Annotated in this window: 19 protein-coding genes and 1 pseudogene; 14 read left to right on the top strand and 6 right to left on the bottom strand. The window is 69.7% G+C overall.

What is annotated here, in order from left to right; genetic code table 11:
- Positions 1–85: 85 nt before the first annotated feature.
- The 8 genes from ACFQVD_RS38800 (at position 86) to ACFQVD_RS38765 (ending at position 8,192) form a co-directional block, all read left to right on the top strand.
- The gene (locus ACFQVD_RS38800; protein ID WP_343977345.1) at positions 86–1,075 is read left to right on the top strand and encodes an ABC transporter substrate-binding protein; all 990 of its coding nucleotides are present in this window, start codon (positions 86–88) and stop codon (positions 1,073–1,075) included.
- Complete coding sequence (locus tag ACFQVD_RS38795) at positions 1,068–2,084, top strand: ABC transporter substrate-binding protein (protein WP_343977348.1); 1,017 nt, start codon at positions 1,068–1,070, stop codon at positions 2,082–2,084. Before ACFQVD_RS38800 ends, ACFQVD_RS38795 begins: the two co-directional genes overlap by 8 nt.
- Positions 2,081–2,914, top strand: a complete 834-nt coding sequence (locus ACFQVD_RS38790; protein ID WP_343977351.1) for an ABC transporter permease — start codon at positions 2,081–2,083, stop codon at positions 2,912–2,914. The genes ACFQVD_RS38795 and ACFQVD_RS38790 overlap by 4 nt, the downstream gene beginning before the upstream one ends.
- Positions 2,911–3,633: an ABC transporter ATP-binding protein gene (locus tag ACFQVD_RS38785; RefSeq protein ID WP_343977354.1), complete on the top strand. Its 723-nt coding sequence runs from the start codon at positions 2,911–2,913 to the stop codon at positions 3,631–3,633. The genes ACFQVD_RS38790 and ACFQVD_RS38785 overlap by 4 nt, the downstream gene beginning before the upstream one ends.
- On the top strand, positions 3,630–5,096 hold the full coding sequence (locus tag ACFQVD_RS38780; RefSeq protein ID WP_343977356.1) for a hypothetical protein: 1,467 nt from the start codon (positions 3,630–3,632) through the stop codon (positions 5,094–5,096). Before ACFQVD_RS38785 ends, ACFQVD_RS38780 begins: the two co-directional genes overlap by 4 nt.
- Positions 5,097–5,303: 207 nt before the next feature.
- Positions 5,304–6,182 (top strand): LLM class flavin-dependent oxidoreductase, encoded by an 879-nt coding sequence (locus tag ACFQVD_RS38775; protein ID WP_343977359.1) that lies wholly within the window; start codon positions 5,304–5,306, stop codon positions 6,180–6,182.
- A complete protein-coding gene (locus ACFQVD_RS38770; RefSeq protein ID WP_343977362.1) occupies positions 6,172–7,302 on the top strand; it encodes an LLM class flavin-dependent oxidoreductase in 1,131 nt (376 codons plus the stop codon). Before ACFQVD_RS38775 ends, ACFQVD_RS38770 begins: the two co-directional genes overlap by 11 nt.
- Positions 7,302–8,192, top strand: coding sequence for an ABC transporter substrate-binding protein (locus tag ACFQVD_RS38765; protein WP_343977365.1), 891 nt, complete (start codon positions 7,302–7,304; stop codon positions 8,190–8,192). The genes ACFQVD_RS38770 and ACFQVD_RS38765 overlap by 1 nt, the downstream gene beginning before the upstream one ends.
- 143 nt (positions 8,193–8,335) lie before the next feature.
- On the opposite strand, the gene ACFQVD_RS38760 is transcribed toward ACFQVD_RS38765, so the two are convergent.
- Complete coding sequence (locus tag ACFQVD_RS38760; protein WP_343977368.1) at positions 8,336–9,322, bottom strand: ATP-binding protein; 987 nt, start codon at positions 9,320–9,322, stop codon at positions 8,336–8,338.
- 878 nt (positions 9,323–10,200) lie between these two features.
- On the opposite strand from ACFQVD_RS38760, the gene ACFQVD_RS38755 reads away from it, so the two are divergent.
- The 4 genes from ACFQVD_RS38755 to ACFQVD_RS38740 all read left to right on the top strand — a co-directional run bounded on the left by ACFQVD_RS38755 (position 10,201) and on the right by ACFQVD_RS38740 (position 12,458).
- Positions 10,201–11,043 (top strand): helix-turn-helix domain-containing protein, encoded by an 843-nt coding sequence (locus tag ACFQVD_RS38755; protein ID WP_343977371.1) that lies wholly within the window; start codon positions 10,201–10,203, stop codon positions 11,041–11,043.
- A gap of 10 nt (positions 11,044–11,053) precedes the next feature.
- Positions 11,054–11,266 carry a DUF397 domain-containing protein gene (locus ACFQVD_RS38750; protein ID WP_343977374.1) on the top strand — a complete coding sequence of 71 codons (213 nt, stop codon included), beginning with the start codon at positions 11,054–11,056 and terminating at the stop codon, positions 11,264–11,266.
- A 62-nt stretch (positions 11,267–11,328) separates the two neighbouring features.
- Entirely contained in the window at positions 11,329–11,532 is a 204-nt protein-coding gene (locus tag ACFQVD_RS38745; RefSeq protein WP_343977377.1) for a DUF397 domain-containing protein, read from the top strand.
- Positions 11,533–12,098: 566 nt separating this feature from the next.
- Positions 12,099–12,458, top strand: coding sequence for a hypothetical protein (locus ACFQVD_RS38740; RefSeq protein WP_343977380.1), 360 nt, complete (start codon positions 12,099–12,101; stop codon positions 12,456–12,458).
- 126 nt (positions 12,459–12,584) lie between these two features.
- Here the strand turns inward: ACFQVD_RS38740 and lepB are convergent, their stop codons facing one another.
- On the bottom strand, positions 12,585–13,175 hold the full coding sequence (gene lepB / locus ACFQVD_RS38735; RefSeq protein WP_343977382.1) for a signal peptidase I: 591 nt from the start codon (positions 13,173–13,175) through the stop codon (positions 12,585–12,587).
- Between the two features lie 133 nt (positions 13,176–13,308).
- On the opposite strand from lepB, the gene ACFQVD_RS38730 reads away from it, so the two are divergent.
- Complete coding sequence (locus ACFQVD_RS38730) at positions 13,309–14,115, top strand: SAM-dependent methyltransferase (protein WP_343977385.1); 807 nt, start codon at positions 13,309–13,311, stop codon at positions 14,113–14,115.
- Between the two features lie 462 nt (positions 14,116–14,577).
- On the top strand, positions 14,578–14,907 hold the full coding sequence (locus ACFQVD_RS38725) for a hypothetical protein (RefSeq protein ID WP_343977388.1): 330 nt from the start codon (positions 14,578–14,580) through the stop codon (positions 14,905–14,907).
- 75 nt (positions 14,908–14,982) lie between these two features.
- Here ACFQVD_RS38725 and ACFQVD_RS38720 read toward each other — a convergent pair whose 3' ends face one another.
- The 4 genes and pseudogenes from ACFQVD_RS38720 to ACFQVD_RS38705 form a co-directional block, all read right to left on the bottom strand.
- Positions 14,983–16,176 (bottom strand): cytochrome P450, encoded by a 1,194-nt coding sequence (locus ACFQVD_RS38720; RefSeq protein ID WP_343977391.1) that lies wholly within the window; start codon positions 16,174–16,176, stop codon positions 14,983–14,985.
- Between the two features lie 271 nt (positions 16,177–16,447).
- Positions 16,448–16,618: pseudogene (locus ACFQVD_RS38715) on the bottom strand (helix-turn-helix domain-containing protein); the annotation flags it as partial.
- A gap of 227 nt (positions 16,619–16,845) precedes the next feature.
- Positions 16,846–17,619: an SDR family NAD(P)-dependent oxidoreductase gene (locus ACFQVD_RS38710; protein ID WP_343977395.1), complete on the bottom strand. Its 774-nt coding sequence runs from the start codon at positions 17,617–17,619 to the stop codon at positions 16,846–16,848.
- 366 nt (positions 17,620–17,985) lie between these two features.
- A complete protein-coding gene (locus tag ACFQVD_RS38705) occupies positions 17,986–21,615 on the bottom strand; it encodes an ATP-dependent helicase (RefSeq protein WP_343977399.1) in 3,630 nt (1,209 codons plus the stop codon).
- Positions 21,616–21,618 lie beyond the last annotated feature (3 nt).

The following is a 21,618-nucleotide window of genomic DNA, read 5'->3' as shown; positions in this document are numbered from 1 at the left end:
GTAGAAGCAGTTGAAGGGGAAAAGGCATCCCGCATCGCGGGACATACTTTGCATTTCCTACCAATTTACTAGCAAACTCTTCCGCATGACCACAGCCGCACCAGACACGATCTGGTTCACCCGGTGTCCGGTGCCCACCGCGACCGGTGTCGCCGCCGACCAGGGCTGGCTCACCGAGGAGTTCGCACCCGACGGGATCGGCGTCCGGTCCCTGCAGGACGCGACGGCCGACGTCTCCGCCGACCACCACTTCACCCACGAGCTGACCGGCCTGTTCCGCGAGGGCGGGAACGTCCCCGCGCTCTGGGCCCGCTCGCGCGGCGAGGCCACCCGGCTCATCGGCCTGACCTGGATCGAGGAGCGCCAGGTCATCCTGGTCCGCGGCGGCAGTGGTCTGCAGAGCCCGGAGCAGCTCAAGGGGCTACGTCTGGCCGTCCCCCGGCACCGCCTCGCCATCGACTTCTGGCGGGCCATGGCGCTGCAGGGCTTCCGGGGTGCACTCTCCCTGGCCGGACTCGACCTGGGCGACGCGGACCCGGTGGACGTCGAGGCCACCCCGGGCGGCGGGCAGTGGGAGGCCGAGCTGGCCGCCCTGGCCCGCGGCGAGGTCGACGCGGTCTACGTCAAGGGCGCGCTCGCCGTCGAGGCGGCCCTGCGCCACAGCGCCGAGGTGGCGGTCGACCTCGACGCCGTTCCCGACCGGCGCGCGCGAATCAACAACGGGACGCCGCGCCCCATCACCGTCCACCAGCGGCTGCTCGACGAGCGCCCCGACCTGGTCACCCGGTTCCTCGCGGTGCTGCTGCGGGCGGCCGACTGGGCCGCGGACCACCCGGCCGACGTCACCAGGATCCTGGGCGCCGAGACCGGCGCGGGCTCGGCGGGAGTGGCCGGCGCCTACCACTCCGGCGCCTCCCTCCACTTCGACCTGTCCGCGGAGCGCCTGGAGTTGCTCGCCGAGCAGGAGCGGTTCCTGCGCGGCCACGGCTTCCTGGAGTCGGCGGTGGACGTCACCACCTGGGCCGACCACACCCCGCTCGCCAATGCCCGATCCCACGGAGAATCCCATGCGTAGACTCGCCCTGGCCGCCGCGCTCCCCCTCGCCCTGCTGGTCGCGTGCGGCACCACTCCCTCGGCGAACACCTCGGCCGCCGCCGCGCCGGACGCCAAGACCGAGCCGGTGGTGGTGCGGATCTCCGATCCGGGCAACAGCGGCTTCCTGGCGGTGGCGAAGAAGGACGGCAGCCTCGACGCCGCCCTGGCCAAGGTGAACGCGAAGGTCCAGTGGGCCGGCGACTTCTCCGTCTTCGCTCCGGCGGCGCAGGCCATCAACGCCGGGTCGCTCGACATCGCCGTCGGCTCGATCACCTCGGGCGTCACGGCGCTGGCCGTCAAGCCCAGCTTCAAGATCTTCGCCACCGTCCCGCCGGACCTCGCGGGCGAGGGGATCGTGGTCAAGAAGGACTCCCCGATCAGGTCCGTGGCCGACCTCGCCGGACACACCGTGGCGGTCGGCCACGGCGGCACCAGCGAGTACCTGCTCCTCAAGGCACTGCAGACGTTCAACGTGCCGGTCGAGAAGGTCAAGCGGGTCTACCTGGCCCCGCCGCAGACGGCGCCGGTCTTCGGCTCCGGCAAGGTGGACGCCTGGTCGACCTTCTCCACCTTCCTCATCCCGGCCGTGACCAGCCTGGACGCCCGCATCCTGGCCAGCGGGGCGGAGATCGAGTCGGACAACTACGTCATCTACGTCGCCGCCAACACCCTGATCGACAAGCACCCCGAGGTGCTGAAGGCGCTGTACGCGTTCATCGAGGAGGGCACCGCCAAGGAGAACGCCGACCCGGCGGCCTACCTCAACGTCTTCACCTCCGCCGGGCCGCAGGCCGTGACCGGCGCCCAGCAGGACTTGGTGGTCCAGATCCAGAAGCAGGGCAAGCCCGCCCAGCCGGTGACCGCCACCGAGATCGCCAAGTACCAGGAGGTCGCCACGTTCTTCCTCGACCAGAAGGTCCTCACCGCCCCGCTGGACGTCTCCCAGTACGTCGTCGACGTCACCGCACTGCCGGACGCGGCCTCATGACGGTCCTGACCGGACAGGAAACGGCGGGGCTCGTCCCGCCGGACCCGCCCAGGAACACCGGCCGCCATCCGGCGGCGAGCCTGACCCTGCGCGTCCTCGGCCCGGTCCTGCTCGTCGGGCTCTGGTACGCGGGAACCGCGTCAGGGGTGATCACCCCGGACGTGCTGGCCGGTCCGCAGGAGGTGGCCGGCACCTTCGGCGAACTGTGGGCCGACGGGCAGATGCAGGAGGCACTGGGCGTCTCGCTCACCCGCGCCGGCCTCGGCCTGCTGCTCGGCGCCTCCGCCGGGCTGGTCATCGGGGTGCTGTCCGGGCTGAGCAGGCTCGGCGAGGAGCTTCTCGACTCCTCCATGCAGGCGCTGCGTGCCATCCCGTTCCTGGCGCTGACCTCGCTGTTCATGGTCTGGTTCGGGATCGAGGAGACCTCCAAGATCCTGCTGATCAGCGTGGCCTGCACCTTCCCGATGTACATCAACGTCTCCAGCGGGGTGCGCAACGTCGACCGCAAGGTGGTGGAGGCCGCCCGCTCGTTCGGGCTCGGCCGCCTCGCTCTCGCCAGGGAGGTGGTGCTGCCGGGCGCGCTGCCCTCGATCTTCGCCGGGCTGCGGCTGTCGACCACGCTCAGCGTGGTCGCGCTGATCGCCGCCGAGGAGATCAACGTCACCGCCGGTCTGGGGTACCTGATGGCCAGGGCCACCGACTACCTGCGCACCGACATCCTCGCCCTCTGCGTCATCCTCTACGCGCTGATCGGGCTGACCGCCGACGTCATCCTCCGGCTGGCCGAGCGGTTCACCATGCCATGGCGGAAGGCGGTGGCGGCCCGATGAGCCTGGCCGTACAGACCACGGACCTGCGCAGGGTCTTCGGTGACCGCGCCGTACTGGACGGGATCGACCTGCGGGTACGGCGCGGTGAGTTCCTCGCGCTGCTCGGTGCCAGCGGCACCGGCAAGACGACGCTGCTGCGGATCCTCGCCGGGCTGGACGCCGCCACGAGCGGGACCGTGCTGGTCCCGCCGGTGCGGACCGTCGTCTTCCAGGAGCCTCGGCTGATCCCCTCCAAGCGCGCGCTGGCCAACGTGATCCTCGGGCAGGGCCGCGGCGCCCGCGCCAAGGGCCTGGCGGCACTCGCCGAGGTGGGCCTGAGCAGCCACGCCGACGCCTGGCCGGCGACGCTGTCCGGCGGCGAGGCGCAGCGGGTCGCGCTGGCCCGCGCCCTGGTCCGCGAGCCCGAGCTGCTGCTGCTCGACGAGCCGTTCGCCGCGCTCGACGCGCTGACCAGGCTGCACATGCAGGACCTGATCGCCGAACTGTGCGCCAGGCACCGCCCCGCCGTGGTGCTGGTCACCCACGACGTCGAGGAGGCCATCCTGCTCGCCGACCGGATCGCCGTGCTCCGCGACGGCGCGTTCGTCACCGACCTGACCGTCGAACTGGACCGCCCCCGCGACCGGGCGGACGGCGACTTCGTGGCGCTCCGTCGCCGCCTGCTCGCCGACCTCGGGGTCTCCGCCAGGGAACCCGGACACGTGGGAGTGGCGCGGTGAGCACGGAGAAAACCGCGCTGAACTGGATCGACGTGAACGCACCCGTGCTGACCGGCCTGTCGGACACCATCTGGTCGTACGCCGAACCGTCGCTCCGCGAGTGGCGCTCGGCATCGGCCACCGCGGACCTGCTCCGCTCGTACGGCTTCGCGATCGAGTGGGGCACCGCCGGATTCCCCGCGGCCTTCGTCGCCACCCACGGCGGGCACGGTCCCGTGCTCGGGTTCAACGTGGAGTACGACGCGCTGCCCGGCCTGTCCCAGCACGCGGGCGTGCCGTACCACGACCCGATCGGCTACGCGGGCGACCCGCTCTACGGCCCCGCGTACGGTCCGGGGCACGGCTGCGGGCACAACGCGCTGGCGGCGGCGTCGGCGGGCGCGGCCATCGCCGCCGCCGTCGCGCTCGGCGACCGCGCGACCGTAAAGGTCTTCGCCTCCACCGGCGAGGAACAACTGGTCGGCAAGGCGTACGCGGTACGCGACGGCGCCTACGACGGGCTCGACGTCTTCCTGGACTGGCATCCGGCCCCTGTCACGGCGACCGGTTGGGACGTCACCAGCGCGCTGATCTCCGGGACCTTCACCTTCCTCGGCTCGGCCGGGCACGGGTCCGACCCACTGGGCACCAGGAGCGGCCTGGACGGCGCCCTGCTGCTGACCACCATGATCGAGCACCTGCGCGCCGCGAACGTCTCGCCGTCCGGCCGGGTGAGCTACACCCTCAGCGGGGGCGGCGCCCCGAACGTGACACCCGACGTGCAGACGGTCTGGGTCTACGTCCGCGAGGCGACCCACGAACGCGCCAGGACCCTGTACGACAAGGTCGTCGAGTGCGCCGGGGCGGCCGCCACGGCCGGCCGGACCCGGCTGGAGCACCGCCTGGTGACCGCGATCCGGCAGGGGCTCGGCAACCGGGCCGGGGCCGAGCTGCTGCATCACACCATGTCCGAGCTGGGTCCCGCCCGGTTCACCGACTCAGACCACGAGTTCGCCCTCCGTCTCCAGGCCGCGATCGGCAGGCCGCGGATCGGGCTCGCGGCCGGGATCGCACCGCTCACCCCGCCGCCGGAGACCGACCTCGGCGGCCCGTCCAGCGACACCTCCGAGGTCGGCTGGCAGGCCCCGCACCTCAGCCTGGTCGCCCCCGTGGTGCCGCTCGGCGTACCGCTCCACTCCTGGGCGGCCACCGCGTCGACCGGCACGAACATCGCCCACCAGGGACTGCTGGCCGCCGCCCGCTACCTGGCGGCCGGCGCGGTCGCCCTGGTCGAGCAACCGGAGACGCTGGCGGCGATCCGGGACGAGTTCGACGCGCGGGAGCCCTGGCACAGCCTGCTGCCCGCCGACGCGACTCCCCCGCGCTACCCACCGCCACCCGAGTTCCTGAAGGAGACCGGGCAGGAGTTCACCCTTCCCGCGCTGCCTTTTCCCGTCTCCGCCGAGCCTCTAGGAAAGATCTGACATGGCTGTCCCATCGATTCCGGCCAGTCCGCGAGAACGCTCCCACACAGCACGGCGCCCCGGCACAGTGGCATGGGCACACGACGTTTCCCCGGGCACGGTGCCACGGACGCACGGCGTTCCACTCGGCGCGGTGCCATGGGCGCACGGCGTGCCACTCAGCACAGTGACGCGAACGCGCGACGTTCCGCCCGGCGCGGTGGCGTGATGGCCAGGTTCAACGTCACGCTGCCCACCCGGAGCACCGCCCGGCCGGTGCTGCCCGGCTTCGTCACCGACGTACGGCCCGCCCGCTCGGATCCGGCGGGACCGACGGGCCGGGCCGCCGAGCTGGCGGGGCTGTCCGGCGCGCTGCTGCCCTTCGATCCCGAGGGGCAGGAGTCGCTGGTGCTGGCCGCCGGGGTGCTGCGCGACTCACGCCACCTGCGGGTGATCGCGGAGTTCCACCCGGGCATCGCCACCCCGGTCTACCTGGCCAAGCTCTCGGCCTCGCTGCAACGCTTCTCCGCCGACCGGCTCGGCTGGCGGCTCGCGGTGGACCTCGACCCGGCGGTGGCCAGGGCCCAGGGGGACTTCCGCACCGGAGCCGACCGGTACGCGCGGGCCGAGGAGTTCCTCACCGTCGCCAAGGGCGTCTGGCAGGGGGACTTCGAGTACCGGGGCCGCTTCTACCAGGTGGCCGGGGGCGGCTTCGCGGCCCCGCTCTCCGGACGGGTCTTCCCGACCGTCTACCTCGGCGGCACCTCGCCGGAGGCGCTTGAGCTCTCCGCCCGCCACGCCGACGTGCACGTCTTCTCACCGCAGGACGACCTGGAGGCCCTGACCGCGCGACTGCCCGGCGTGGCGTACGGTCTGCGACTGCCGGTGCTGGCCCGCGAGGACGACGACGAGGCGCTGGCCGCGGCCCGCCGTACCGGCTTCACCGGGCTGACCGGCTCCTACCCCGCCGTCGCCGCCGCGATCGGGGAGTACGCCGACCGGGGCGTCTCGGAGTTCTTCCTTGAGGCCGGGCCGCGCCCCGAGGAGACCTACCGGCTGGGCGAGCACCTGCTGCCGCTGTTGAAGGAGAGCACCCGTGTCGGTTGACATCTACTGGCGCATCCACATGGAGGGCGACCAGCCCTCGCTGCGCCGCAGGGGCGGCAGCCGCGGCGGCTTCGCCGACCTGCCGGGTGCCCTCGCGCCGGGAGTCAGGGACGGCGCCCCCGACGGCTACAGCCATGCCGACTACATGGCCGAGGTGGCCAGGGCGGCCGAGGACTCCGGCTTCGTCGGCGGGCTGCTGCCGTCCTTCCCGCACACCGACGACCCGTGGGCCGCGGCGGCCACCCTGGCCCGGGAGACCCGCTCCTACCGGTTCATGATCGCCTTCCAGCCGGGGTTCCTGCACCCGGTCCAGGCGGCCCGGATGACCGCCACCCTGCAGCGGGCCACCGGCGGGCGGGTGGTCTACAACGTCATCTCCGGCGGCGGCGGACCCGCGCAGCTCTGGTGGGGCGACCGGATCGACCACGACGACCGCTACGCGCGCACCTCGGAGTTCCTCGACGTGCTCAAGGGCGTGTGGCACGGCTCCCACACCCACCACGGCCGCTTCTACCAGGTGGAGAACGCGAGCCTGCCCGAGGAACTGGCCGGGCAGCCGTTCCCGGAGATCTTCTTCTCCGGCTCCTCCCCCGCCGCGATCGCCGCCGCCGGGCGGCACGCCGACCACTACCTGTCCTGGCTGGAGCCGTACCCCGCGCTGGCGGAGAAGTTCGACCTGGTCCGTGCGCACAGCGACACCCCACCGAAGTTCGCGGTCCGGGTGGACGTGCTCGCCCGCGAGACCGAGGAGGAGGCGTGGGACGAGCTCCGCCGGGGCTGGGCGGCCAGGGTGCCCCGCGACTCCGGCGGGGAGTCCGGCTCCGGCTCCGACACCGGTTCCGGCGACTCGGTCGGTGTGCGGCGCAGCCGGTCCTTCCTCGCCTCGGCCGGCGGGGACCTCCGCGACCTGGAGGTCTCGCCCAACATCTGGGGCGGGTTCGGCGAGTTGCGCGACGGCCCCGCCTTCGGCCTGGTCGGCGACTACCACCAGGTCGCCGAACGGCTCGACGAACTGATCGGGCTCGGCGTGGACGCCCTCATCCTCGCCGGAGTCCCACACCTGGAAGAAGCCCATCGGGTGGGCACGCACGTGCTCCCCCTGCTGAAAGGACGGTCCTGATGACCACCCGAGTCGGATATTTCCCCCAGAACAACTCGCTCTGGGTGCTACGCCACCGGGGGCTTCCCGACGTGGAGTGGGTGAACCTGCGCTCCCTGCCGACCGGTGAGCGGGTCGACCCCACCCGGGCGCTGCCGTCGGTGCACAGCGACCACCTGTTCGACGGCGGCTACGACTTCATCGGCACCGGCGCCACACCCCCGGTGACCGCCCAGGCCAAGGGGCACGACGTCGTCTACGTCGCGATCTCCGAACCCCGGATCGAGAACGGCCGCCTGGTCGTCCTCGACGACTCGCCGATCCGGAGCCTGACGGACCTGAAGGGCAAGAGGATCGCCCTCGGGCACGGCTCTTGGCAGACCACGCTGCTGCTGCTCGCCCTGGAGCGGGTCGGCCTCGGCTGGAGCGACATCGTCCCGGTCGACGCCTACGGCGACGCCGCCGAGCTGTTCCTGTCCGGCGAGGTCGACGCGTGGGTGGGCTCCTACCCCTACCTCACCGGGGTCGAGCAGCGGGCGTCCGTCCGGGAACTGGTCGCCACCGACGGCCTGTTCAGCCACCGCTCCCTGTGGTTCACCCGCCGCGACTTCGCCCTCGAACAGCCCGAGGAGCTGGCCAGGATCGTCTCCGCGCTCCAGGAGTCCGACGAGTGGACCCGGCAGAACCCCCGCGCGGCGGCGGAGCTGTTCGCCAAGGACGACGGTGGCGACCTGGACGCCTGGGAGCACGCGCTGCGCACCCGCCCGTGGGGCCTGCACCCGATCAGCGAGGAGTTCGTCGCCGAGCAGCAGCACGTCGCCGACCTCTTCCACGCCAACGGGCTGATCGAGAAGAGGATCACCGTCACCGACGCGGTACTCCCCGAACTCGGCAAGCTGGTCACAGGCTGACCGTCCGGTGTGATCCCGCAGCCGGTGCATCACCGGCCGGCTGATGCGGCCCCGTGCGGCCTTCCTCACCTGCTCTGAGCATCGGGAAGGCCGCCCTGACGGTCCCGGTTTCCCGGCCGCGGGATCGCAGTCCATACCGGACATCAGGCGAGCAGGTCGCCTGCACGGAACCGGGCGGATGCCATGAACGCCGCCTCGATGACGGAGGAGGACCGGAGGAACGCTCCTTCTCGGGCACGGGACCCTTTTTCCATGGATGCCTCCTCACGGACTCCGGAGAACGGAACCAGTTCCGCGCAGTCGACGGCGCGGGACACGTCGGACTCCGAGCGGGAGATCCCCCAGGCGGCCCAGACCGTCTTGCCGACCCCGCCCGGCACCGGAACCACACCCCACCGGTCGGCCAGCGCCTCCACGATCGCGAGCCCCCGGCCGTGCGAGGCGTCCTCGCCCAGGCTGAGCTTGCGGGGCCGTTCGGAGCCGTGATCGGTGACCCGTACACAGACTCCCTGGGGCATACCCCAGAGCGAGAGCCGGATCGGTTCCTCGCCGTACAGCGTGGCGTTCGCCACCAACTCGCCGACCACCAGCACCGCGTCGTCGGCGAACTCCGGCGGCAGGCCCCAGACGGTGAGGGTGTCGCGGGTCATCCGGCGGGCCTCGCCGACGGTCGCCGGATCACGGGGAATGTCCCAGCAGACGGTCCGGAGTCCGTCGGGGGTGCCTGCGATCATCGGATCTCCTTGCCAGTGCCGGTGGGATTCCGTTTGTCGGTGAGATTCCGGCCGCCTTGGGGGTTCTGGCTGTCGTTGGGGTTCCGGCTGTCGTTGGGGTTCCGGCACCATATGCACGCCGGGCGGCTGCTCGGGTGACGGCACCGTCGCCGGTTCGGTGACCTCGCTCTCGCGCATCAGCGCGCACAACTCCTCGGCCGTACGCGCCTCGACGACCAGGGGCCCGGGAACCTGCCCGGCGGCGATGGCGTAGAACCGGCGCCCGCCCACCCCGTACATGACCAGCCAGCCCGCCTCGGCCCGATCCAGCCGGGCCGCGACCTCCCGCTGCTCGCGGTCCCACTGCCGTGGGCCCCGCTGATCGACGGGCCCTCCCCGCCGATGCCGCCCGCTCACGCCGCCTTCCCTTGCCGCAGCATGCCCGGGTACGCCCTCCGCCCGCTCAAGGTGAGATCGTCCGGTGGTCGACCTCGCCCGTACGACGCGAGCGACCCGGCGACCACCGGCTCCACAGGCCGGGCGTGACGTCCGTGACCGGAAAACGACCGCGTCTCCCCCGGCGGGCGTACCTCCGCCGAGGCGGACAGGCGCCCCGCGAACCCCAGCCGCCACCACTCCGCCAGCCGCGCCCGGAACTGCGCGGGCGTCGGCCGCTCGTAGGCGTGCGCCTGCCGATGGGGCAGGCATCGGTCATCGTGCGCGTACGGCGAATGCCCACACCACCGACACCCCAACGGGGCAGGCGGCCGGTCACCACTGAAGCGCATCCGGATGACCCGGATCGCTCTTGTAAAATCGAGCACGGAATTGGACCTCCAGCGTCCGGTTCAAGAGGCCGTCACGGTGTTGCTGCACCGTGGCGGCCTCGCCTATTGGCGTCGGTTCAGTGAAGACAAGACAGGATGCGACCATCGCAACCGCTTGGGCCGGATAGGTAGACCAGGATCACTAACGTCACCATCCCTCTTATTCCACATCGATCAGAGCAGGCATTCCTTCTGTCGATTCAGAACTGAAATGCAACTCGTGTCTGAATTGCCGATCTGCAAGTAGCATTAAATGCACTAATCGCCAATATGCCACTAATCCGGACACGTTTACCCGGCCCTCAAGGGCGAGCGCCTACCACTGTCGCAATGCGCCCACTTTCTCGCCTCAAGCCCACTAGCATGCTGGCAGAGCAAAGTATAAATCGCAACGCACAAGTAATTGTACGGTGAATTGTCTACTTTGACCGTGGGTCATACCAGACAATTCCCAAAGGAGGTCTCAGTATGGTGAACAGCCCTACGGTCAAGCGACGGAGGCTTTCTCAGGCATTCCGCCAACTCCGCCAGGAAGCCGGCCTCTCGGTGACCGAGGCCGCCAGAAGGCTGGAGTGGGAGCCGTCGAAGATATCGAGGATGGAGCGCAACGAGTGGAAGCTTCCCAGCGTCCATGACATACGCCTGATGCTCGACTTCTACGGTGTCACCGACGAAGACCAGCGCGAGGCAATGATCACCCTCGCCAGGGAGTCACGCCAGCGCGGCTGGTGGGAGAAGTACCAGGACGTCTTCCGGACCAGCCTGCCCGACTTTGAGGCAGGTGCCAGCGTCATCCGCACCTGGGAGGTCGTCCTCATTCCAGGATTACTTCAGACGGAGGCATACGCGAAAGCGGTGTGGCGAGCTGGCCGGGTTCTGGACGAGAGCCTCATCGAACGCCACGTGCAGGCAAGGCTCGCACGCCAGGAGATCCTCACCAATGAGAATCCGCCAACCCTGCTGGCGTTGATCGACGAGGCCGCGCTGCGCAAGTCTATCGGTGGCGCGGAGGTGATGCGTGAGCAGATCAATCATCTCATCGCGATGGCCGCCAGGCCAAATATCACCATCCAGGTGGTTCCCGACTCCGCCGGTGCTCACCCCGCCCTGGACGGGGCGTTCGTCATCCTGGACTTCCCCAATGACCCGAGCCTCATCTACACCGTGACCGTGACGGAAAATCTCTGGCTTGAACAGCAGGTGGACTACCAGCGATATGGCCTTATCTACAATCATGTGATGACATTGGCTCTATCGCCAGAAGAGTCGGTTCGGTACCTAGCGAAGCTCGTAGAGCAACTCACGGGATAGGTGAAACACAGTGGGCCAAAGCACTCAGAACCTCACCTGGCACAAGAGCACTCTCAGTGGAGCCAACACCGATAACTGCGTCGAGGTCGCCAATCTACCCAGCGGCGGCCAAGCCATACGAGACAGCAAGGACCCCAACGGCCCCACACTCAACTTCACTCACGCCGAGTGGCGAGCGTTCATCACCAACGTCAAAAACGGCAACTTCGACCAACCAGGCTAGCCAAATGGGCCGATTCAGCAAGCAGCGAAGCTCATGGAGTAACCCAAGGGATAGGTGAAACAGTGGACCAGAGCCGTCCGAATCTCACCTGGCGCAAGAGCACCCTCAGCGGAACCAACAACGATGACTGCGTCGAGGTAGCCAACCTGCCCAGCGGCGGCCGCGCCGTACGAGACAGCAAAAATCCCAACGGCCCCACGCTCAGCTTCACCCCCCATGCTTGGAGAACCTTCATCACCAGCATCAAGAACAACGAACTCGGCTAGCCCGAACACCCCGGCAGGGAACCACCCGATGGAAACCCCGACCTCAACCTGAAGTGGCGCAAGAGCACTGAGGGGCTGTGTCTGAGCGGCGGCTGCCGGGTGGTGTTCGCCGGTCAGGGCTTTGCCGGGGCTGGTGGCCTGGGCGCGGCAGGTGCCGGGCATCATCGTGCACATCGTCGGCAAGCCTGTCTGGCAGCGGGGCTTTCAGGCGCATCCCCGGCGGTGAGTGGTGGAGCCGGCGCCGGCACGAACCGGAGCGGCAAGAATTCGCCCCCGCCCCAAGAACCCAAATAACCGCAGGTCATACCTATATCTGTTGGGTTTTCGGCCTGGAATCCAGGGACCCTGAAACCTTATAGGTAGCCAAGGTCTCAACCTCCAACCTTGAATGAGCGATGTCGGGCTGTGCGACCGGTGGCCCCTCACCGAACGTTGACCGGGAAGCCTGCGACGGGAAGCAGGTGTTCCGAGCCCGGAAAAGCCCGGTCAAGGTTCGGAGACATCTCACCGGCCATTGTCGAATCCGGTGGCCGGAAAAAGTCGGACCAAAGAACGGGGAGAAATTCTTGCGTGCAACGATCAGGATCACTCGTACCATCGCAGTCGCCGGCGCGGGTGCCGTGTTGTCGCTCGGTCTGAGCGCCACCACCGCGAACGCCGAGCCGAACCCCTGTGCCGGTCGTAGCAGCGACAGCGGCAGCGGTGGGAGTCTCGGCACGATAGACCCCGTCACCGTCTACGGCACCTGGTACAACTGTGGCGGCGGAACGGGCGCCGACAGGAAAAAGCTCAACATCGCAAACGCGGATGACGGCCCGTGCATCACCATCCCGTACGGGAGCACCGGCTCCAGCACTGTCTCGAGATACCGCTACATTTCGGGCGTCGGCCCGGCCCCGCGCTACAACGGGTGGATATCCTGCTGAGCTGCTGACCCGAAGCGGCCCCGCCCCCGATGGGGCGGGGCCGCTCTGCTTGACCGGTCGGCCGTTTGGGCTGCTCACCGGCCCCGCGACGGCCGCCGCCAAAAGCCCCCCGCGGAAAAGACCCGGTCATCTGTCTTCGGTGAACGTGTCCGGCGTCGAGAAGAAGGTCGCCCGGGAGAGGGGCCAGAAGATCGCTATGGCGCGGCCGATCACGTCGGCCTCCGCGATCGTTCCCTCGCCTTCCTGCTCCTCGTGGCTGCGGGAGTCCTGGGAGGCCGAGCGGTGGTCGCCCATGACCCACAGGCGGCCCTCGGGAACGACCTTCTCGAACTCCTCACCCGAGGGGAAGTCGTCGGGGTGGAGGTAGTCCTTCTCGTCGAGCGGGACCCCGTTCACGGTGATCCTCTTCTTGGCGTCGCAGCACTTGACGGTGTCGCCGCCGATCGCGATGACCCGCTTGATGGTGTCCTCGCCGTTCCAGCCCTTGAAGACCACCAGGTCGCCGCGCTCGGTCGCACCGTGCAACTTGTTGACGACCACGCCGTCGCCCTCGCGCAGGGTGTTCTCCATGGACTCCGACGGGATCCAGAACAGCCGGAAGACGAAGACCTGCAGCAGCACCGCCACCACGACGCCGCAGACCAGCAGGAACAGGCTCTCTCGCGCGCCCCCCTTGCGGGAGGGCTTGTTCTGCTTGTTCTCGGAGTCGACGGTCATGAGATGCCTCCATCAGCTTCCGGGCCGGCGGCGTCCGCCACCGGCCCCACATCGATGACCTCATCCTGCTGCTAAGGTGCGGCAGACTCCCTAAGATCAATTCCAGACGAATAACGAAAAGTCGGGAGAAAGTGTGGAAGATCAGGCTACGCCGGTCGGGGTTGACCCGAACGTGCCCAACGTCGCCCGGATGTACGACTACTACCTGGACGGCAAGGACAACTACGCCGCCGACCGGGCCGCAGCCGAGCAGATTCTGAAGCTCTTCCCCGAGACCCGCGACTCCGCGAAGGAGAACCGGGCGTTCCTCTCACGTGCCGTACGCCATCTGGTCGAGTCGGGCATCCGGCAGATCGTGGACCTGGGCTCCGGGCTGCCCACCCGGGGCAACACGCACGAGATCGCGCACGCGGTCGCGCCCGACACCCGCGTGGTCTACGTGGACTACGACCCCGTCGTGTGCGTGCACAGCCGGGCGCTCCTGGCGAAAGGCGACAACGTCACCATCGTGCAGGCCGACGCGCGTGCCCCGGAGACGCTGCTGACCGAACTGCGCGAGCACGTCGACTTCGACCGGCCCGTGGCGTTCCTGCTGCTGGCCATCCTGCACTTCATCCCGGACGAGAACCCCGACGGCGCGGGCGCCTACCAGATCATCCAGCGGCTGTACGAGGCGAGCGCGCCGGGCAGCCACCTCGTTCTCAGCCACGCGATCGACGCCAAGCCCGACACCACGCCGGAGGCTCTGGAGATCTACAACCGGTCCACCGAGGCGCTGAGCCTGCGTACGCACGCGGAGATCGCCCGCTTCTTTGACGGCTACGAGTTGCTCGAACCCGGCTTGGTGTTCCCCAAGGACTGGCGCCCTGTCGATCCGCCCCTGTTCAACGCGCGGAACACCTCGATCGGCTACGTCGGAGTGGGCCGCAAGCCCTCCTGACCCTCGCGATGCGCCGGGCGAGAGCATGAGCCTCCCGCCCGGATACCTCGTCGGCCACGAAAGATCATTCCTGTGTTCGGACGGCATGGTCGCGGATTCGCCTGTACGTCTCGGCGTCCTCGGGAGAGGTGGCGAGCGCGGCGATGTCCTCGGCCGCCGGAGCACCATCGGGCCGAGAGGGAGTGGCGGGTCGCCCCGCCGCTCCCTCTCGAACCGTGCCTGCCGCTCGCCGCGTGGGGCCTGAAAGGCCTGCGCCCCCGGGAGTTCATCCGTTCAACAATGAATCCCAGATCTCTGCCGAATAATTCTTTTACCGTAATCGCGGGTTTGAAATAAAGAGTCCGTTTTGTGTGCTTTTGTCAGTGAATGTCGGGTATCACTCTCCCGCTGAGAATGTCGCGGTCCCGTGCCGGCCTCGGTCGGCACGACGGCACCGCTTGATCGGCAAAGGAGATGAGCACCATGTCCAACCGAATCCTTCAGGCGATCGCGATCGGTGCGACGAGTGTCGCGCTGATCGGCGGTGTGGCGGGCATGGCGGGTGCGACCCCGACCGACCCGGAGGCGGCGGCGGCCAGCCCCTCGTACACCGCGACCCCATCCCCGAACAAGCCATGCCAGAAAGACAAGGACTGCAAGAAGGGTTACAAGGACGGGTACAAGGCCGGCAAGAGCTCCTGCAAGAGCGGCGAGGCCCAGGGCAGAAGCGGCGGTCAAGGCTCTGGCGGTTTCGGGGAGTATGAGCGCGGATTCGATCTGGGATACGACCACGCCCGCGCCCGGTACTGCTAGGGACGGCGAGCACCAAGGAAAAGGGCATGGAGCCTAAAAGCCTCCATGCCCTTTTCTCCTGGCGGAACAGCCCGCTCAACCGGCGGAGGTGAGCAGCGGCAGCTTCCGTACGCCGGTCATGTTGGGGCTCGGCAGGAAGAGCGGTGGCTCGTCCGGGTCGGTGCGCAGGTGGGGGAAGCGGTCGAGCAGGATGTCGAGCGCGACCTTGCCCTCCAGGCGGGCCAGCGGCGCGCCGAGGCAGAAGTGGATTCCCCGGCCGAGGCCGAGATGGGGGTTGGGGTCACGGCTCGGGTCGAAGACGTCGGGGTCGGCGAACTGCCGGGGGTCGCGGTTGGCCGCCGCGATCCACACCATGAGCAACTGGTCGGCGGGCACCTGCTGCCCGCCGAACTCGACGTCGACGTTGGTGACCCTGCTCAGGGCCGCGAACGGGCTGAAGAAGCGCAGGGACTCCTCGATCACGGCGGGTAGCGTCGATCGGTCCGCGCGGGCACGGGCCAGTTGCTCGGGCTGGGCGTCCAGGCAGAGCACGGTGTTGCCGAGCAGCATGGTGGTGGTGATGTGCCCGGCTATCAGCAGGATGTTGGCGAAGTTCACCACCTCGGCCTGGCTGAGCCGCTCACCGTCCACCTCCGCCTCGACGAGCTGGGTGAGCAGGTCGGCGCGCGGCCGAAGCCGACGCTCCGCGGCGTGCTCGCCGAGGTAGTCGCTCAGGTGCTTGGCCTGCTCCATGACGAACTCCAGGTTGCGCTCCTGCTCCTCGCTCCGGTTGACCAGCGAGAACCGCTGGGACCCCTCGAACATTTTGTCCACCCACTGCTTGAACAGGTAGCGGTCGGAGCCGGGCACCCCGAGCAGTTCCGCGATGACGATGACCGGCAGCGGGTAGGCGAGGTCGGCCACCAGCTCCAGCCGGCCCGTGTCCGCCGCCGTGTCGAGCAGTTCGTTGGTCAGCGCGGCGATGCGCGGTTCGAGGTCGGCGACGACCTTCGGGGTGAAGGCGTGGCTGACGAGCTTGCGAAGCTTGCTGTGCATGGGCGGATCCAACTGCGTCAGGCTGCGCTCGGCCGGCCTGGCGATCTCGGGCACCATACGGCTGGTATCGGAGGAGAACGTCTTCGGATCGCCGAGAATCCGCAGTGCCTCGGGGTAGCCGTAGACGTTCCACATCCCGGTGCCGGCGTCGAAGCTCACCGGCTGGTCCGGCCGCCTTCCGCGTAGCCAGAAGTGCCCCTCGTGCAGGCCCCATGTGTCGGCGATGGTGGTCATGGCGTGCCTTTCTGGTCGGGACGGGTCCGGCATCAGCCGGGCTCGCGCGTTTTCTCGTACGCGTAGATCCAGGTGCGGTAGGGCGGGACCAGGTCCTCGAAGACGGCGACGACCGCCGCGCGGCTCGGGCGGTTCGAAGGCGTTCCGGACGGCGCACACGGGCGACTCGGCCCTGGCGCGCACGTCCGGTCGGACGGCCGGCGGATCCGAGCTCTCGGTCGAGAAGCTCCTCGACGTAGGAGATGGCCTCACGCGGCGGCACGGCCTCGGACAGCTGCCGCTTCGTGCGCCGGTGCGGGTGGACCGTGCCCTCGCCGATGCCGGCGAGCCGGGCGATGTCCTCGATCGTCACCTTGCGGTAGCCGAGGCGCACGAGCGGTTCGCCCGCGGCGTCGAGGATCCGGTCGACGCGACCGGCGGCCTGCCCTGGTCGTTCCGTCATCCTTGGAACTCTCACTCTGACTTCATGACCGATTATGAGATCTGGTCAACAAGCCGGAGAGTAAACCTCCGTCGGGGCGAGGACAATCCCGGGTCGGCGTGGCGACGTCCGCGAACGGCATCGACACGTGACCCTGGCCGCGTGGCCTGCCCGGCGTCATCGCTCCCGACGAACCCGGCGGTCGTCGTCACGATGCCCCGGGTCATGGGGCGGCCACACAGCCCGTGTCACTGGGCGGTCATGCCGCCGTCGATGGCCAGCGCCGCGCCGGTGATGAACGGCGCCTCGTCGCTGAGCAGGAACGCGGCGAACGCGGCGACGTCCTGGGCCGCGCCGACCTGCCCCGTCGGGATCAGGCTCTTGAGGTAGACCTCGAACGAGGGTTCGGCGGCGACGGCGTCCCGATACAGCGGCGTGTCGATGAGGCCGGTCACCAACGCGTTCACCCGGATGCCCTCTTTGGCCATTTCGAGCGCGACCGACTTCGTGAGCCCGATGACACCGTGCTTCGCGGCGACATACGCGTGCATGAGCGGATTGCCGACCACGCCGCCGGCCGAGGCGTTGTTGACGATGGAACCACCACCTGAGGCGAGAATCGCCGGAACCTCGTACCTCAGGCTGTAATAAAGGCTCGTCAGGTTCAGGTCGATCGTCGCCTTCCAGAACTCCGTCTCCATCGTGTGGACCGATGAGATGGTGTCGCCACCCCCGGCATTGTTGAACGCACCGTCCAACCTCCCGAACGTGTCCACAGCCGTGGCGACGAGGGCGGCCACCTCCTCCTCGACGGTCATGTCCGTCGGCACGAACAGCGCCGTGCCGCCATCCGCGACGATGCCGGCGGCCACCTCTTCGCCCCGCGCCTTGTCGCGGGCGGCCAGGACGACCGTGCCGCCTTCCGAGGCGATCCGTTCGGCCGCCGCACGACCCATTCCAGCGGTACCACCGGTGACGATAATCACCTTGGAGGAAAAACGGCCAGTCATGTTTGCTCCCAAATTTTTCCGCCGCTGCCGGGCGGCATTCGGGCCCAATTCTAGCCCGGCTAAAATAACGGCTTAACTTCGACCATTACCGTTGGGAGTCATGTATCAATTGGCGGCCGGGGAGATCTACCACCTCGTGGCTCCGGCCGGGGAACCGCATTGGGGTGCCGTCGGCGAACGTGTCACCGAGCCCTGATGAGCAACAGACCACGGGTCCACGGCCTGCGCCGAAGGCCAGGACGACTCCGGCCGGTCACCACCCTTCCGGATGGGAACTCCGCCCGGCCCGCACACCCCGCGTGATCCCCTGGGCCAGGGCCGCGAACGCCACCGCACCCGTCCGCCGCTCAGGGAGGGATCACGCCCGGTACGCGGGTCTCAGCGGAGTTCGGGCACCGACTCGACGAGGGTGACCAGGCCCCGCTCGTCGAGGAGGTCGACCGGACGGACCGTCTCGCCCCGCAGGACGTAGTGGAAGGCCGCGCCCACCTCCTCCAGGGGGACGGCGGCCAGGTGGGACCAGGCCAGCCGGTAGGCGGCGAGCTGGACGGAGGCGGCGGCCTCGGCCTTCCTGCCCCTGGGGCGCCGGCCGGTCTTCCAGTCGACGACCTCGTAGCGCCCTTCGGAGATCTGGAAGACGGCGTCCATCCGGCCGCGGACCACCCGGTCGGCGATCACCGTTTCGAAGGGGACCTCGACGTCGAGCGGTTCCCTGTCCGCCCACTCGCTCTCCTCGAAGCGGTCGCGCAGCTCGTCGAGATGGGCGTCGGTCTCCTCGAAGTCGTCGGACGCGCCGGGCAGCTCGAACTCGTCCATCAGCCGCTGCTGGCCCCAGCGCCCCTCCAGCCAGCGGTGGAAGGAGGTGCCCCGGCGGGCCAGCGGCGCGGGCTTCTTGGGCACCGGGCGGCGGATCTGCCTGGCCAGCGCCTTGGGGTCGGAGGCCAGCGTGACGAGGGAGGAGACGGTCAGGTGGGTGGGCAGCTCCACCCTGCCGCCACCGCGCCGCCGGTTCGTCTCCCGCTCCCTGAGCAGGAGCTCGATGTCACGCTCCCAGGCCTTCGCCCGCTCCCTGTCCCACCCCCGCAGCTCGGCCGCCGGCACCGGCCGCCGCTCCCCTGGCTCGGCAGTCTCGGCAGTCTCGGCTGTCTCGGCACCGGAATCGGCCCGGTCGCTCCGCCGGATGTCCGCTCCGGGAAACCCCCCGGGAAACTCCTGCGGATCGCCGGGGAAGGGCACATCGCCGTTCTCCGCCCCCTCGGGAACGGGCCCGCGGTCGTCCGGACCGGGAACCTCCTCATCCGGCAGGTCTTCGGGGAAGAACGCGTCCTCGTCCCACGGATCTTCGGGGAAGGGCACCTCCTCGTCCTGAGGGGCTTCTGGAAAGGGGACATCCTCGGAAGCGTCAGGGAGGGGGACATCCCCGGAAGGACCGGGAGCGGGCCCCTCGGCGAGGGCCGCGAGGGCGGCCTCCACCATGGTGGCGCCGTCGAGAACGGCGGCGTAGCGGGCATCGTCCGGCTCGATCGGCCACCGGGCCTCGGCCGGCTCGGCGAGGAGCGGGTTGGTGGCGCCCTCCTCCATCTCCGGGGCCCAGAAGGCCACCCTGCCGCAGGTCTCACGGATCTCCAGCAGGAAGTCCGACGGCTCCAGCGGCTTGGAGGCGGTGCCCCAGCGGTAGCCGGAGGCGATCAGCAGGTAGTGGGCACGGGTGACGGCGACGTACGCCAGGCGGCGCTCCTCAAGCAGGTCGCGGTCGCGGCAGCGCTCGTCGAAGTCGGCCAGCTCCTCCTTGGCCAGCCCGGCCAGCCCAGGCAGGTCGGAGGCGTCCCCGCGGAGCTGATAGGGCAGCTTGCGAGGGTTCTCCGTCCACCTCGGGCTGGTCGTGGAACGGGCCGGGAACACGGTGCCGACGGTGAGCGTCCCGGCCTTCGACAGCGCCTGGGAGAGGCCGGGCACCACTACGACCGGCCATTCCAGCCCCTTGGAGGCATGGACCGTCATCAGCTTCACGCTGTTGCTCTCGCCCACTCGCCCGGCGTCCAGGCCGTTCTCCTCCTCGTCCGCCGCCTTCAGGAACGCCAGGAACGCGCCCAGCGTGGGATCCTCGGAGTCTCCGGCGAACCGGGCGGCGGCGTCCAGGAAGGCGTCGAGGTCGGCGCGGGCGGCGAACGGGCCGACGGCCGTCCCCCTGGCCGCCACCTCGATGTCCAGGCCGAGCCTGCGCTCGATCTCCAGGATCAGGTCGGGCAGCGGCTGGCCGGTGTGGGCGCGCAGCAGGCGCAACTCCTGGGCCATGGCGACCAGCCGCACCCTCGCCAGCGGGGAGAACAGATCCTGCCAGGCGGGACGGTCGGGCAGCTCGTCGAGCGCGTCGACCAGGCTGCCGCGCTCCTCTGCCATGTCGGCCACGACCTGGTCCAGCGGGTCGGCCACCGGCGACGCGCCCTCGCGGGTCTCCCGGTTCAGCTCACGGGCCCGCTCGCCCAGTTCCTTGAGGTCGGCGGGGCCGATCCGCCAGCGGGGACCGGAGAGCAGTCGCACCAGGGCGTCCCCCGCGCTCGGGTCGTAGATCACGCGCAGGGTGGAGACGATGTCGGCGATCTCGGGTACGAGGAGCAGGCCGCCCAGGCCGACGACCTCGACCGGGATGCCGCGCTCCTCCAGGGCCTTGCGGAGCGCGGGAAATTGCGAGCGCTTCCGTGCCAGGATCGCCACGTCGTGCGGCTGGAGCGACTGCGGCCCGCCCCACATGCTCTGCTTGGCCTTCTTACGCTCGCCGTCGCCCCACGGCATGCCGTCGGGCGCGCTCTCGACGCCCAGCACCCTGGCGATCTCCAGGGCGGCCCAGCGTGCCTCGTCGTCCGCGGTCTCGTGGAAGGCGCACATCACCCGGCCACGCTCGACCCGGTTCTTACCGGGCACCAGGACCGGTACCTCCCTGGCCTCCATCCGGAGCGGCAGCTGGAGCCGGGCGGCGACGTCCAGCACGGCGTCGCCGTTGCGGAAGCTGACCGACAGGCGGTTGACGGGCGCGGGCTCCCCCGAGGCGGTCCTGAAGTCACGGGGGAATCGGGTGAGGTTGCCCGCCGAGGCGCCCCGCCAGCCGTAGATGGACTGGCAGGGGTCGCCCACCGCCGTCACCGGGTGGCCGCCGCCGAACAGGGCGCGGAGCAGGACGAGCTGGGCGTGGCTGGTGTCCTGGTACTCGTCCAGCAGGACCACGGCGAACCGCCCGCGCTCGATCTCGCCGACGTCGGCGTGCCGGTCGGCGATCCGGGCGGCCAGCGCCATCTGGTCACCGTGGTCGACCACCTCCCGCCCGCGCTTGAGGCGGTCGTACGCCTCGACCAGCGGCAGCAGCTGCTCCCTGGCCCGCTGGGTGACCAGCGGTCTGCGCTGGTCCTTGGTCGGGGTGCCGGGCAGCTCGGCGAACCGCTGGGCGAGTCTGGTGCCGACGTCGCGCACGTCCTGCGGGGTGCGCAGGTGCTCGGCCAGCTCACCGGCCAGTTCGAGCACCGCCCGGGTGACGGTCGCCGGGCTCCACTCGACCTGCTCCATCGGCCCGTCGTAGGCGCTGACCACCCGGCTGGCGAGTTGCCAGGAGACGGCCGGGGAGATCAGGCGCATGGTCGGCTCCAGCGCCTCGCGCAGGGCGTGCTCGGTGACCAGGCGGGCCGCGTAGGCGTGGTACGTCGAGATGGTCGGCTCGCCCTCCATCAGCTCCGCCGGCACCTGCCCGACCTCGACGAGCCCGTTGAGCCTCTCGCGCACCCGCGCGGCCAGCTCCGCGGCGGCCTTCCTGGTGAAGGTCAGGCCGAGCACCTGTTCGGGGCGGAGCAGCCCGTTGGCGACCAGCCAGACGACGCGCCCGGCCATGGTCTCGCTCTTGCCCGACCCGGCCCCGGCCATCACGACCATCGGTTCGAGCCCGGCCTCGATCACGGCCGCCTGCTCCGGGGTCGGCGGCAGGATGCCCAGCTTGGCGGCAAGCTGAACCGGGCTCAGCACGCG

The sequence above is a fragment of the Streptosporangium amethystogenes subsp. fukuiense genome (assembly GCF_042665875.1).
Taxonomy (GTDB): domain Bacteria; phylum Actinomycetota; class Actinomycetes; order Streptosporangiales; family Streptosporangiaceae; genus Streptosporangium; species Streptosporangium fukuiense.
Note: the sequence above shows the minus strand (reverse complement) of the source record. Positions and strands in the feature narration are given on the sequence as shown.

Excerpts from the sequence above, each read along its gene's own strand:
- ACFQVD_RS38790 (WP_343977351.1), top strand. The coding sequence starts at position 2,081 with ATGACGGTCCTGACCGGACAGGAAACGGCGGGGCTCGTCCCGCCGGAC.
- ACFQVD_RS38725 (WP_343977388.1), top strand. The coding sequence starts at position 14,578 with ATGTCCAACCGAATCCTTCAGGCGATCGCGATCGGTGCGACGAGTGTC.
- ACFQVD_RS38775 (WP_343977359.1), top strand. The coding sequence starts at position 5,304 with ATGGCCAGGTTCAACGTCACGCTGCCCACCCGGAGCACCGCCCGGCCG.
- ACFQVD_RS38800 (WP_343977345.1), top strand. The coding sequence starts at position 86 with ATGACCACAGCCGCACCAGACACGATCTGGTTCACCCGGTGTCCGGTG.
- ACFQVD_RS38765 (WP_343977365.1), top strand. The coding sequence starts at position 7,302 with ATGACCACCCGAGTCGGATATTTCCCCCAGAACAACTCGCTCTGGGTG.
- ACFQVD_RS38795 (WP_343977348.1), top strand. The coding sequence starts at position 1,068 with ATGCGTAGACTCGCCCTGGCCGCCGCGCTCCCCCTCGCCCTGCTGGTC.
- lepB (WP_343977382.1), bottom strand. The coding sequence starts at position 13,175 with ATGACCGTCGACTCCGAGAACAAGCAGAACAAGCCCTCCCGCAAGGGG.
- ACFQVD_RS38720 (WP_343977391.1), bottom strand. The coding sequence starts at position 16,176 with ATGACCACCATCGCCGACACATGGGGCCTGCACGAGGGGCACTTCTGG.
- ACFQVD_RS38785 (WP_343977354.1), top strand. The coding sequence starts at position 2,911 with ATGAGCCTGGCCGTACAGACCACGGACCTGCGCAGGGTCTTCGGTGAC.
- ACFQVD_RS38755 (WP_343977371.1), top strand. The coding sequence starts at position 10,201 with ATGGTGAACAGCCCTACGGTCAAGCGACGGAGGCTTTCTCAGGCATTC.